Origin of the sequence: Shinella sp. JR1-6, from assembly GCF_004284735.1 — a bacterium.
In the GTDB taxonomy this organism is placed as follows: Bacteria; Pseudomonadota; Alphaproteobacteria; order Rhizobiales; family Rhizobiaceae; genus Shinella.
This window is the reverse complement of sequence record NZ_SHMI01000002.1, coordinates 275,652-288,702: the sequence shown is the minus strand read 5'-3', so window position 1 is coordinate 288,702 and position 13,051 is coordinate 275,652. Positions and strand designations below refer to the sequence as shown.

Here is a 13,051-nt window from a genome sequence, read left to right as displayed (position 1 = left end):
CCTGTTCCCTGACGGTCACGCTGCAACTCCTGCTGCCATCTCCTGCGAGGCTGTAAGGCGCCGCCAAAGCGGCGTCATGGCCTCGCCAATATCCCTGTAGAGGGCGTAGCGCCGGTCGTAGTGGGCGGCAAGCGCGACATTCGGCCTGTAGTGCCGGTCGGTCCGCACCATGGCATTGGCGCCTGCGGTGAAATCGGCAAAGAGGCCGACCCCGGTGCCTGCCGCAATCGCCGCACCGAGCGCGCCCGTCTCGCGTGACATGGCGACGGAGACAGGGACGCCGAGCACGTCGGCGAAGATCTGCGGCCAGAGCCTGCTGCGCGAGCCGCCGCCCGACAGAACCGCCTCCTCGAACGTCGCCCCGGCCTTGCGGATCGTCTCGACATGCTGGCGATGACCGAAGGCGACGCCTTCGAGCAGGGCACGGACCAGATGTCCCTTGGTGTGCCAGCCGGCAATGCCGTAGAAGCCTGCCCGCGCATGGCCGTCCTGTTGGGCGCCGTAGAGATAGGGGTGGTAGAGCGGATCATCCGCTACAGGCTCCACCGCCGCGGCATGCGCGCAGCAGGCGTCGAAGGGCGAGACGTCGGCGGTGTGGTCGCCTTCGAAGAACTCCCGCACCAGCCATTCGAGATTGGCGGCCGAGGTGGCGCTGTTTTCCATCGCCATATAGCGGGTACGATCGAAGGTCGACGACATGAAGACCGGACCGTCGAGATCCGGGCCATCGATGACGACCTGGTTGATGCTCCAGGTGCCGGCGATGACGGAGGCGTTGCCGGTGCGCGAGACGCCCGAACCGAGTGCCGAAGCGACGACGTCGAAGAGCCCGCCGATGACCGGCGTGCCGGCGGCAAGGCCAGTCTCCGCGGCCACCGCCTCCGTCACGTACCCGGCAATATCGGCGCTTTCGATGAGCGGCGGCAGGAGATCCATGCAGTCACCGAGGCCATAGGCCTCCATCAACGCCTTGTCGTAGCGGCGCGCGGCAAGATCGAGCAGGCCGGCGCCGGACATATCCGAAACCTCGCTGACACGCTGGCCGGTCAGCCGATTGACGACGAAGTCCTTCGAGAAGAACACCGTGCCGATGCGCTTGAAGAGTTCCGGCCGGTGACGCTTCAGCCAGGCGAGCAGGGTCGGCGTCTGCGACGGCCAGGGGCGTTGGCGAGCGATCGGATAGGTCCGTTCGCCGACGCCTTCTGCCAGCCATGACTCGACGAGGCCGGTCGCCCGCGTGTCGAGCGACTGGATGCCGACAAGCGGCTCACCCGCCCGATCGAGCGCATAGAGCCCGTTGCCATGGCCAGCGCAGCCGATGGCGGCAATGTCGCCCGCCGCGATGCCCGCCCGGTCGAGGCAGGTGCGGATGACACGCCGCGCATTGGCCCAGAGCTCCCCGAGATCGCGCTCGACATGGCCGGGACTCGGCATGCGGCTATGGCCTTCTTCGCCCGCATGCGCCAGTTCCCGGCCCGTCCGGTCGAAGATCACCGCCTTGATCACGGTGTTGCCCGCATCGAGCCCCAACAGATATTCCTGCATGCTGAACCCCTCCCAAGGTTCTGGTCTATCTTACCCCTGCTGATAGAGCGCGAAAGCCTCTTCGCCGCTCGCATCCGCATGGATGATCGCCATCAGGCCGCGCACCACGGCGCTCGGATTGGCGTGCTGGTAGATGTTGCGTCCATAGACCATGCCCACGGCGCCCTGCCGCATCAAGGCTGCGGACTTGTCGAAGACGGCGCGAAGATCCTCCTTGCCGCCGCCGCGCACGAGGACCGGGCAACGCGCCGCCTCGACGACCCGGTAGAAATCCTCGGCATTCGTTGTCGGATCCGCCTTGATGATATCCGCACCCATCTCGCGGGCAAGCCGCGTCAGGGTGACGATCTTCTCCGCATCACCGTCAACCATATAGCCGCCACGCTCCGTGACGGGTTGCATGACGAGCGGCTCGATCATCAGCGGCATGCCGTATTTCTCGCAATCCGCTCGGACGCGCGCGATATTCTGCACGCACTGGCGAAAAAGATCGGGCTCGTCCGGCAGCATGAAAAGGTTGACCACCACACAGGCGGCATCCATCTCCAGCGCACCGATCAGCGGCTCCGCCTCGTTCTGCAGGACAGCCCACATGTTGCGGTGGCGGATGCGGTTATAGGGGTTGCCCATGTCGATGCGCATGACGAGGGCAGGCTTGTCCTTGCCGGGAAGGCCCTGCAAAAGGTCGGCCTGGCCGTAGTTCATCTGGATCGCATCGGGCCTCGCATCGACCAGCGCCTTCACCACGGCCGGCATATTCTCCAGCCCGTCGAGGAAGGACGGCTCGTTGCACACGCCGTGATCGATCGCCACGTCCAGGCAACGACCGTTGCCGAACAGCCGGTTCATCCGGACCTTGCGGTTGTTTCGCATACATCACTCCTTTGTTCGTTCCTTGCGGAAAGGTTTTCCTCCGCGACGCCGTGGCGCTCGCGCATGAGGGTCAGAAAACGGGTGCGCTCCTCGGCCCTGCGCGCCGCGGGCCAGCCTTTTTCGGCTGCCAGCACATCAAGCGCGGCCTCCGTCATGCCAAGCGAGAGTTCGCCGGTAACGGCGAGCGCGGTGCGGCGCAGAAGGAGGTCGTCCAGATGCTCGACGGCTTCGGAGCGAATGAGATAGAGAAGTTCGCGAGCGCTGTAGGCCGGATGAGGCAGGACATGATCCGGCCCGGCGGCGATAAAGCAGGCGATGTCAAGCGCATCCGTGCCGTAGCGCGAGAACAGCACCGCGGTCTGTTCCGCGGGAAGGCCTGTAGAGGCCGAGAGCGCCCGCGTCCAGTCACCACCATTCTCGGGATAGTCCCGGCCGCCACCGAGCGGGCGTTCCGCCGTGTCGATGCGGCGCGGCAGGCCGAGCCGGTCGAGCGCCATGTCGGCGGAGAGTTCACCGAAGGAACGGAACGTCGTCCACTTGCCGCCGATCATGCAGAGCACCGGCGGCCCGCCGTCGCGCCCTTCGAGGACGGTGCAGAAATGGTCGCGGGGGATACGGCCGGTAAAGCTGTCCTTGCTCGCCGGCAGCGGGCGCACGCCCGAAAACTGGAAGACGATCTCCTCCGGACGGATGCGGATGCCGGGCAGAACGAAAGTGAGCGATTGCAGGATATAGTCCCGCTCGTCCGCCTCACAGCGCACCATGCCGGGATCGTCGACGCGGATATCCGTCGAGCCCACCAGCACCTTGCCGAGATAGGGGAAGAGGATGCAGATGCGCCCGTCCTCGTTCTCGTAGTAGATCATGTGCCCGTCGAGCATGTCGCGCAGGGCGGGATTGTCGATGATGAGATGCGAGCCCTTCGTGCCGCCCATCAGCGGCTCGGGCCGTGCCTCCGCGGGAAACAGGCTGGCATTGGCAATGTCGATCCAGCCGCCCGTCGCGTTGACGATGAGTCGCGGCCGGAGGGCAAGTGTCTCCCCGGTGAGGCCGTCGTGCAGCCTGTAATGCCCGCCGCTCGCCTCCTCGATCGTCGCGTAGTTGAGAGCCCGTGCCTGTTCGCCGCCGGAAAGGCCGTCGCGCAGAAGCTCGATGCCGATACGCTCGGGATGGCTGACCCAGGCGTCGTAGTACGTCGCCGAGTTGCGGATCGCCGGATTGAGCGCCGGCCACTTTCCAAGGGTCGCCTTGCGGCTGCGGAACTGGTGCTTCGGCATCAGCGCCCGTTTGCGCGTGAGGAAATCGTAGATGCCGAGTCCCGCCTTGATGGCGATCGCGCCGCGGCGACTGGGGCGGCGGGTGAGGCCGAGGAAACGCACGATGCCATTGGCAAGGCCCGAAAAGATGTCGAAGACCGGCACCGTCGTCGGCAGCGGCGCGACGTAATGCGGCGCATTGCGCAAGAGGCGGTCGCGCTCGACGAGAGATTCCTTGACGAGGCTGAACTCGCCGTTTTCGAGATAGCGCAGCCCCCCATGCACCATGCGCGAGAGGGCGGCGCTCGCACCGGAACAGTAGTCAGCCTTCTCGACGATGAGCACGTTGACGCCCTGCAGCGCCAGCTCGCGAAAGACGCTGAGCCCGTTGATGCCGCCGCCGAGGACGCACACGTCCACCTTCGGGCTCTGGCGGAGCCCGTCCAAAGTCTGTTTCCGGTTCATGATGGCAGTCCGTTATCCGTCCATGGAGACGAGGTGTGCCGCGATGGCGGTGTCGATGGCCGCCAGATCGTCCGCCGTAAGCCGCAGCGTGCCGGCCCGCGCATTGTCGAGCGCCTGTGCCGGGTTCCTGGCGCCGCAGAGCGCGAAGGTCACGCCCTCCTGCGCCAGCGTCCAGGCGATCACGACCTGGGCGATGCTCGCGCCATGGCGCTCGGCGACGGGGCGAATCGCATCGGAAAAGGCCTTCGCCTTCTGCCGGTTGGCGACGGAGAAGCGCGGATTGTCCTTGCGCTGGTCGTCGCCGGAGAACACGCGATCCGGGCCGATCGTGCCGGAGAGCAGGCCGAGCGCCAGCGAAGAATAGCTGAGCGTCGACACGCCGTTTGGAACAGTGAGCGGCAGCAGGTCCGCCTCGATCTCGCGATCGATCATGCTGAACCGCTCCTGGATCGCATCGAGCGACCCTGTTTCGATATACTGCGCAAGCTCCGACCTATTGACGTTGCTTGCACCGATGGCGCGGATCTTGCCCGCTCTCTTCAGGTCCTCAAGCGCCGCAACCGTTTCCCCGATGGGCGTCGTCGCGTCCTGCCAGTGGGTGATGTAGAGGTCGATGTAGTCCGTGCCGAGCCGGCGCAGGCTCTCCTCCACCTCATGGATGATCGCATCCCGGCCGAGATAGCGGTGGACCGGCTTGCCGTCCTGTTCGAAAAAACGCGTGCCTTTTTGCGTGTGCCAGACGAGGCCGCATTTCGTGGCGATGACGGCCTTGTCCCGGCGCCCGGCGATGGCCTTGCCGACGATCTCCTCCGAGCGGCCGAGGCCATAGGCGGGGGCCGTGTCGATGAGCGTTACGCCGGCATCAAGCGAGGCCTGGATCGCGGCGATGGATTGCGCCTCGTCCGTGCCGCCCCACATCCAGCCGCCAATCGCCCAGGTGCCGAGGCCGACGGCCGAGGCCTTGACGCCGGAGCGCCCGATGTCGCGGATCAATTGTTCGCCGCTCATGCGGAAACTCCTTCTTCGGATGCCAGTTCAAGAATGCGCGCACCGGTCGCCTCGTCAGTGACGAGCGTGTCGAGATGATCGCCGCGCAGGACGCTGAGAATGGAACCGGCCTTGTTGAAGCCGCTCGCGACGCCGATCTTCGTCGGGATGGAGGCGAACTCCGGAAGCGTCAGCGAGACCAGGGTACGGTTGAGGCTGTAGTCGCAGATCCGGCCCTCGCCGTCGAGCAGATGGGCCAGCAGCTCCGAGCTTGCGCCGGAATGCTCGATCGCCTTGCGGTCCTCGCTCGAGGAGGGATGCAGGTCGTAATAGGTCGAATCCGTGCTCATGATCGAGCCGATGCCGACGACCGCCACCTTCGCCTCGCGTGCCCGCTGGAAGACGTCGGCGACGGAGCGCATGTTCATCAGCATTGCGCGCTGTTCGGCATCGTCGGCAAAGAGCGGTGCGTGGATCTGGTAGGAGCGCCCGCCGAGCCGTTCGGCCATCAGCGTCGAGACGTGGTTGACGTCCGTATAGTGTTTGCCCTGGACGCAGCCCGTTGCGGGAATGACCTCGACATCGAAGCGTCGCGCGGCCTGCAGACCGGCAACGACGGCGCTGACGCCCTTGCCGCCGGTGATGCAGATCGTGTCGCCATCGGCGATCTCTTCGAGCAGCAGCCGGGCTGCGGCCTCCCCCACCGCTTGCAAGGCGGTCTGCGGGTTGTCGGAGACGGTCGGCACCACGACGGCGCGGCTGATGCCGCCGAGCGCCAGAAGCCGTTCCTCCATATCGACCAGCGGCTCGACCGGCGACTTGATCTTGATCTCGACGAGGCCGAGCTGGCGGCCGCGCTTGATGAGGCGATTGACGGTGGCGTGCGACAGGCCGAGCTGGTCGGCGATCTGCGCCTGCGTCAGGCCTTCCAGGAAATGCAGCACGAGCGCCTGGTGCATCTGGCGGGCGATGACGATCTCTTCACGCGCCGCTGTCGTCTTGGGTTTCAGCTTGGCGATCGGCATGTCAGGAAGCCTTCCGCTTGTGCAGGAAATGGTCGATCGAGACGGCCGATAGCAGGATGCAGCCCTTGATCATGTCCTGCCAGTAGACCGAGACGTTGAGCAGGATCAGCGACGAGGTGACGACCGAGAGCAGCGCGATGCCGAGGATGGCGCCAAGAATGGTGCCCGAGCCGCCGCTGAGCGAAGCCCCGCCGATGACGGCCGCAGCGATGATGTTGAGCTCCATGCCGGCACCGAAGGTGGGCGTCGCTGCACCGAAGCGGGACATGTAGATGACGCCTGCGACACCGGCGAGGGTGGAGCACAGAACCGTCACCCAGAACTTCACCTGGTTGGTCTTGATGCCGGAATAGAGCGCAGCCTTCTCGTTGCTGCCGGTGTAGAAGACCTTGCGGAACGCGGTCGCCCGGCGCAGCAGGAAATCGAACAGGATGACGACCGCGACGAAGATCAGGATGACATAGGGCACACCGTAGAAGGTGCCCTGGCCCACCGCCTTGAAGCCGGCTGGCAGCGTGAAGAGCGACAGCGGCGTACCCTTGGTGATGATGAGGCAGAGACCGCGCACGATCACCATCGCGGCCAGAGACGTGATGAAGTGGTTGAGGCCGACGACCGTCACGAAGAAGCCCATGGCGCCGCCGATGGCGCTCGAGGCGAGAATGCCGATCAGCGAGGCCGTCCACGGATCGAGCCCGGCCAGGAACAGCGAGCCGGACAGCACCATCGCGAAGCAGACGACGGAGCCGACCGCAAGGTCGATGCCGCCGACGATCAGAAGGATCGTCATGCCGACGACGACAATGCCTTCCACCGAAAAGCTCATCAGCATGGCGCGGAAATTCCCGAGCGTCAGGAAGTGCGGCGAGGCGAAGCTCATGATCACGCAGAGCACGAGGATGATCGCGATCAGCCCGGCCTCACGCATGGTACCGATGCGCCTGAAGGACGATGTCTTCGGCGTGCTTGCCGCCATCGTGTCGATTGCCATTCCCGTCTCTCCCAGTTTCTTCTCACGCGGCATGGTTCGCCGCCCTTGCCGTACTCATGCCCGAAGCGAGCCGGATCACGGCTTCCTCCGTCATCTCCTCCGCGCCGAGTTCACCCGCGATGCGTCCCTCCCGGACAACGAGCACGCGGTCGCAGAGCCCGAGCAGCTCCGGCATTTCCGAGGATATGACGACGATGCCGATGCCCGAGCGTGCAAGCTCGCGCAGCAGGCGGTGAATTTCCGTCTTCGCCCCGACATCGATACCGCGCGTCGGTTCGTCCATCAGAACGACCTTCGGCTTGACGGCGAGCTGCTTGGCGATGGCCACCTTCTGCTGGTTGCCGCCGGAAAGCGATTTTACCGGCGCGTCGATGCCGCCCATGCGCACGGCGAGCCGCTTTGCAAAATCCTCCGCCAGTGCTGCCTCGGCGCGGCCGTCGAGCAGGCCGAGCGGGCTCGTCAGCGACTTGAGGTCGAGCACGGAGATGTTCTGCGCGATGGAGAGATCGAGGAAGACGCCGGATCCCTTGCGGTCCTCGGAGAGGTAGACGATGCCGGCCTTCACTGCATCCGCATAGGAGCGGATCGCCTGTGTCTCGCCGTGCAGGCGCACCCTACCCGCCGTGTGCGGCCGCAGCCCGCAGATGCCCTCCGCGATCTCCGTCCGGCCGGAGCCGATCAGGCCGCCGATGCCGAGGATCTCGCCCTTGCGCAGAGTGAAGCCGACGTCGTGGAAACGGTCGCCGTCACCGAGGCGGTCGACCTCGAGGATCGTCGTCCCGGGCGCCTCTCCCGCGCCAAGCTTGTCCGGATAGAGCTGCGTGATCTCGCGTCCGACCATGCGGCGTACCACGTCATCAGGCGTGATATCGGCGATACGGTCGGTGCAGACATAGCGGCCATCGCGAAAAACGGTCACACGGTCGCAGAGCGAAAAGATCTCGGCCATACGGTGGCTGATATAGATGATCGAGATGCCGTTCGCCTTGAGGTCGCGGATGATGGAAAAGAGCTGCTGCGCCTCGGTTTCGGTGAGGGCGGCGGTGGGTTCGTCGAGGATCAGCACACGGCAGTCGAGCGTCAGCGCCTTGGCGATCTCGACGAGCTGCTGGCTGGAAATCGGCAGGTCCGCCACCTTGCGGCGGACATCGATGGCGGCAAGGCGGTTCATCACGGCCTGCGCATCGCGCTCCAGAGCGCGGTAGTTCATGAAAGGCGACCGGCGCCGGTTGGTGGCGGCCATGAACATGTTTTCGGCAACCGTCGCATCCGGGCAGAGCGCGATTTCCTGATGCACGAGGCCGATGCCGAGTGCCTGTGCGGCGGCAGGCGAAGCGATGCGCACGGCCTTGCCGTCGACGCGGATTTCCCCCTCTGTCGGCTGCAGGACGCCGGCGATGATGTTCATCAGCGTCGATTTGCCGGCGCCGTTCTCGCCGCAGAGCGCATGCACTTCGCCGCGCTCCAGGGTGAAGTCGACCTCGGTCAACGCCTTCACCGCCCCGAAATGCTTGGTCACGCCATGAATGGTGAGCACCGGCTCCGCCATCGTCTTCCTCCTCCTTCCCGGAACCATCCGCGCCACACGGCGCGGATGGCGTTCACCTGGGAAGCTTACTCCTCGATGCCCTTGGTGCCGCGACGCTTCAGGTACTTGTCCCAGTAGAAGTCATCGGCATTTTCCGCCGTCACGATGGACAGGCCGTTGTCGACAACCGGGATGCTCATCGGGTTGAAACCGGAGCGCTTGGCGTCGTTCATCGGGTCGATCAGTTCCGGATGCTTGGCAAGCCAGAGCAGCATGAAGCCCATATAGCCCTGCATGCCCTGGTTCGGGTTGATCGAGCCGAAGACTTCGCCGGCCTTGATCATGTCGAGGATGTTGGCGTTGACGTCCGCGCACATGACGAGGACCTTGCCGCCGGCTTCCTTGTTCGCCTGCGCCGCACCGATGGCGGAGTTGGCTTCCGGCATGAAGACCGCGCCGAGGTTCGGGTTGGCCTGGATGAGGCTCGACAGGCCCTGATAGGCCTTGGTCGGGTCCTGGTTGGACGCAGCGCGGCCGACCAGCTTCATGTCCGGCCACTTCTCCTCCATGCGGGCGATGAAGGCGGCGATGCGCTTGTCGTGGTTGTCCTGACCCGGATTTTCAAGAACCGCATATTCGCCCTTGCCGCCCATCTTCTCGGCGATCGCATCGGCGGCATAGGTGCCTTCGCGGGTATTGTCCGAGGTGATGAAAGAGACGCGCTTGGAAAGCGGCGAGTCGGCAGCGAAGGTCACCACCGCCGTGCCCTGGTCGATGGCGCGGTTGATCGGCTCGATGAACGGGTCGGAGTTCATCGGGTGGACGAGAATGCCGGCCGGGTTCTGTGCCAGTGCCTGGTCGAAGGTGGCGATCTGCTTGTTGACGTCATATTCCGGCGTGCCGGTGTATTCCGTCTCGCAGCCGAGCTGCTGGCCGGCCTGCTTGAACATTTCATAGACCGGGAACCAGTATTCGACGCCCGAGACCATGACATTCATGACGTATTTCTCGCCCGGCTTGCAGCGGAACGGGTTCTCCGTTTCGGCCGCCGCGGAACCGGCAAAGAGCGTCGTTGCAAGGACCGCCATCGCGGTCGTCGTCAGAAAAGTGCGCAAGTATCCTCCTCGGGGCGAAAGCCCCTCCCAAAAAGCCCGTGGGCGTCGTTCCGACGCCGGTGATCTCCGTGAAGACCGGAATTCCTCCTCGAAGTCCGGTATGGGCAACTAATCGCAAAGCAGAGGGAGTGTCAATATAATTCACACATTGAAATATATTTCATACTCAAATGGTGAAATCAAGCCCGGAGACTGAAATATCTTTCACCCTTTGGAGACGGCCGCCACGGAAGCGGCGAAGACCGGATCGGCCATCAGCGCGCGGCAACGGGCAAAACGCCCGTCTGCATAAGCGCGGAAGTCGGCGGCCGGATTGCCGTTCGCCAGCTGGATGAGCCCCCACAGGGTCCAGAGCAGGTCACACATCGCCTTATAGATGACGATCCGGCCGCGCTCGGCCGGTTTCGGCTCGCCACCAAAATAGGCGCGAATCATGGCCTCTTCCTGCGCGCGGTCGAACTCCGCCTCCACCGAGAGGTCGCCGAGATCCCACATCGGGTCGTTCATGCCGGAATATTCCCAGTCGACGATCCACATGCGGTCTCCCGTGTCGAGGAAGTTCTCGCAGAGCGGATCGCAATGGCAGGCGACGACGGGCAGCGGATGGGCGGCAAGCGCGGCGCGCACCGCCTCCGCCTCGCGCAGTCCCTCGTGATAGCCTTCCGGCAAGGCGACATCCTTGGTGGCGAGCACCGAAAGGTAATCGTCGATCATCGCGAAGAGCTCGAAGCGCGCGGGAAAGACCGCACCGCTGTCGTGCAGGCGGCGGAAGGCCTCGCCTGCACGCGCCGGGGCGCCGGCGACGGCCTTGAAGCCCTCCGGCGTCATCGTCGTCGCACCGGGAATGAAGCGCGTGACCATCAGCCCGCTCGCCGGATCCGCATGAAAGACCTCCGGCCCCACGCCGACACGAGCGGCTTCCCTTGCCGCAGCGGCCTCGTTGCCGCGATCGATATATTCCTCCGTGCCCCTGCCGGGCACGCGCAGGCACCAGTCACGGATGCGGAAGACGAGGTTGGTGAGGCCACCGAGCCGTTCCACGGGACCGTCGTAGCCTGCCAGAAGGGGGATTTTTGCGATTGCATCCAGGGCCTGCCGCTCGTCGCTCATCAACACCTCCTTTTGGCCGCCCGGGACGGTTTCACAGATTTCGGCCTTTCGCTATCATCATCAGAACACGGGAGAAAAGGCTATGGCAAACGGGCATCACGAGGGCGCACTCGGCGCGGTCTACAATGCAAGCGGCACGGAGGAAGTCGCAGCCCTCTACGACGGCTGGGCGGAGACCTACGACGCCGACATGGCGAGCGCCGGCTACCGTCATCCGTCGATCTGCCTTGCGCTGCTTGCGCGCCACCTGCCGCGTGGCGCCGCGCCCCTGCTCGACGCGGGGGCCGGCACCGGGCTCATCGGCGAGTGGCTGGCGATCCTCGGCTATGCCCATGTCGAGGGCCTCGACATTTCCGAAGGCATGCTCGCCCGGGCGGCAGCAAAGAGCGTCTATGCCGCCCTGCATCGCGCCGCCCTCGGCAATCCTCTGCCCTTCCCGGACGGTCACTTCGCCGGCATCGTCTCGTCCGGCGTCTTCACGTCAGGCCATGTCGGGGTGGAGGGCCTGCCGGAGCTTGTCCGCATCACACGGCGAGGCGGCATCCTCGTTCTGACGGTGAAGAACACGCTCTGGAACGACGGCTTTTCCGACCGTCTGGCTACCCTCGAGCGCGGGGGCATCCTCGAGCGGGCCGAGGAAACGGCGCCCTATGTCTCGATGCCCGGCGAGACGGGCACCGTGCCGAGCCGCGGCGTCGTGCTGAAGGTGCTGCGCCACGGCTGAGGCAGCGCCGGTCAGGCCGGCTGCACCTCGACGGTCACATGCGACAGCGCACCGAGATGGGCAAGCCGCGCCTTGTAGTCGGACGGCGCCTTCGGCTGCGGCGAGGACAGCGAAACGATGGCGGCGTGGTGGCCCGGGCCGACCTGCCAGACATGCAGGTCGGTAATGCGCTCGTCGCCGCGCTCCAGCGCCGTGCGGATACCGTCCGCCAGCGCGCCGCCCTCCGGCACCGCATCGATCAGCACGCCGCCAGTCTCGCGGATGAGGCTCCATGACCAGCGCACGATCACCAGCGCCCCGACCACGCCCATCAGCGGATCTGCCCAGAGCCAGCCGTAGCTCCGGCCGACCAGCAGCGCCACGATGGCGAGGATCGAGGTCAGCGCGTCCGCCAGGACATGCAGATAGGCGGCGCGCAGGTTGTTGTCGCGCGCGGAATGCGGGTGATCATGCGCATGGTGATCATGATCATCATGGTCGTGGTGATCATGATCATCATGGTCGTGGTGATGATGGTGCCCGCCATGACCGTGATGGCCATGGTGGTGATGCGCGTGATCGTCCCGCAGCAGCCAGGCGCTGACAAGGTTCACGGCAAGGCCGGCAACGGCAACGGCGATCGCTTGGCCGAAATGGATCTCGACCGGGTTGGCAAGGCGCTGGAGACTTTCCCAGCCAATGAGCAAGGCAATGAAAGCGAGGATGATGGCGCTGGCAAAGCCAGCGAGATCGCCAAGCTTGCCCGTGCCGAAGGTGAAGCGCGGGTCGCGCGCATGCCGGCGCGCATAGGAATAGGCAAGCGCCGCGATCAACATGGCGCCGGCATGGGTGGACATGTGCCAGCCATCTGCCACCAGCGCCATCGAGCCGTAGATCGCACCCGCGACGATTTCCGCCACCATCATGCCGGCCGTCAGCGCGATGACGAGCCAGACCCTGCGCTCGTTGCGGCTATGGTCTGTGCCGAGAAAGACGTGCTCGTGTGTGGACCTTGCCGTCATGTCGTTTGCCATGGGATTTCCTTTCGTTGTAGTCGGCGAGACTGGATCCCTTCGACAGGTCCCGCTGCGCGGTACATCCCGCCGTAGCGGGAACTACGCTATTTCATGTAGGTCCGGATGACCCCGATCAGTTCCTCGCCGCCCTGAAGACAGTCCGCCTTCGTTTCGGCCTCCATCACATGGTGACGCAGGTGATCCTCCATCACCTCGGCCGTGAGGCCGCCGAGCGCGCCGCGCACCGAGGCGAGCTGGCGCATGATCTCCGCACATCCAGCCTCGCCTTCCAGCGCCCGTTCGATGCCCTCGATCTGGCCACGAATGCGACGCACGCGGGCGATCAGCTTGTCCTTCTGCTGGATGGTGTGGCCCATGCAGGTCGTCCTTCGAATCTATAATATAGGGGGGTATACTATATGAATCATCCTCCGGGA

General features: G+C 65.0%; 12 protein-coding genes. 1 reads left to right on the top strand and 11 read right to left on the bottom strand.

Going from position 1 to position 13,051, the window contains the following annotated elements; genetic code table 11:
- Positions 1–15: 15 nt before the first annotated feature.
- The 9 genes from EXZ48_RS04050 to EXZ48_RS04010 all read right to left on the bottom strand — a co-directional run bounded on the left by EXZ48_RS04050 (position 16) and on the right by EXZ48_RS04010 (position 10,895).
- Positions 16–1,545, bottom strand: coding sequence for an FGGY-family carbohydrate kinase (locus EXZ48_RS04050; protein ID WP_130514404.1), 1,530 nt, complete (start codon positions 1,543–1,545; stop codon positions 16–18).
- Positions 1,546–1,575: 30 nt separating this feature from the next.
- Complete coding sequence (locus EXZ48_RS04045; RefSeq protein ID WP_130514403.1) at positions 1,576–2,418, bottom strand: class I fructose-bisphosphate aldolase; 843 nt, start codon at positions 2,416–2,418, stop codon at positions 1,576–1,578.
- Positions 2,391–4,139 (bottom strand): glycerol-3-phosphate dehydrogenase/oxidase, encoded by a 1,749-nt coding sequence (locus EXZ48_RS04040; RefSeq protein WP_165909271.1) that lies wholly within the window; start codon positions 4,137–4,139, stop codon positions 2,391–2,393. Before EXZ48_RS04040 ends, EXZ48_RS04045 begins: the two co-directional genes overlap by 28 nt.
- 12 nt (positions 4,140–4,151) lie before the next feature.
- On the bottom strand, positions 4,152–5,147 hold the full coding sequence (locus EXZ48_RS04035) for an aldo/keto reductase (RefSeq protein WP_130514401.1): 996 nt from the start codon (positions 5,145–5,147) through the stop codon (positions 4,152–4,154).
- Positions 5,144–6,151 (bottom strand): sugar-binding transcriptional regulator, encoded by a 1,008-nt coding sequence (locus EXZ48_RS04030; RefSeq protein ID WP_023515425.1) that lies wholly within the window; start codon positions 6,149–6,151, stop codon positions 5,144–5,146. The genes EXZ48_RS04035 and EXZ48_RS04030 overlap by 4 nt, the downstream gene beginning before the upstream one ends.
- A gap of 1 nt (position 6,152) precedes the next feature.
- Positions 6,153–7,142, bottom strand: coding sequence for an ABC transporter permease (locus EXZ48_RS04025; protein WP_023515424.1), 990 nt, complete (start codon positions 7,140–7,142; stop codon positions 6,153–6,155).
- A 22-nt stretch (positions 7,143–7,164) separates the two neighbouring features.
- A complete protein-coding gene (locus tag EXZ48_RS04020; protein WP_130514400.1) occupies positions 7,165–8,691 on the bottom strand; it encodes a sugar ABC transporter ATP-binding protein in 1,527 nt (508 codons plus the stop codon).
- 65 nt (positions 8,692–8,756) lie between these two features.
- Entirely contained in the window at positions 8,757–9,785 is a 1,029-nt protein-coding gene (locus tag EXZ48_RS04015; RefSeq protein WP_130514399.1) for a substrate-binding domain-containing protein, read from the bottom strand.
- A gap of 204 nt (positions 9,786–9,989) precedes the next feature.
- Positions 9,990–10,895 carry a choline kinase family protein gene (locus EXZ48_RS04010; RefSeq protein WP_023516171.1) on the bottom strand — a complete coding sequence of 302 codons (906 nt, stop codon included), beginning with the start codon at positions 10,893–10,895 and terminating at the stop codon, positions 9,990–9,992.
- An 82-nt stretch (positions 10,896–10,977) separates the two neighbouring features.
- On the opposite strand from EXZ48_RS04010, the gene EXZ48_RS04005 reads away from it, so the two are divergent.
- Positions 10,978–11,619 carry a class I SAM-dependent methyltransferase gene (locus EXZ48_RS04005; RefSeq protein WP_130514398.1) on the top strand — a complete coding sequence of 214 codons (642 nt, stop codon included), beginning with the start codon at positions 10,978–10,980 and terminating at the stop codon, positions 11,617–11,619.
- An 11-nt stretch (positions 11,620–11,630) separates the two neighbouring features.
- Here EXZ48_RS04005 and dmeF read toward each other — a convergent pair whose 3' ends face one another.
- Together dmeF and EXZ48_RS03995 are read right to left on the bottom strand one after the other, a co-directional pair.
- A complete protein-coding gene (gene dmeF, locus EXZ48_RS04000) occupies positions 11,631–12,632 on the bottom strand; it encodes a CDF family Co(II)/Ni(II) efflux transporter DmeF (protein ID WP_130514397.1) in 1,002 nt (333 codons plus the stop codon).
- Between the two features lie 86 nt (positions 12,633–12,718).
- Entirely contained in the window at positions 12,719–12,991 is a 273-nt protein-coding gene (locus tag EXZ48_RS03995; protein WP_023516304.1) for a metal/formaldehyde-sensitive transcriptional repressor, read from the bottom strand.
- Between the last annotated feature and the right edge of the window lie 60 nt (positions 12,992–13,051).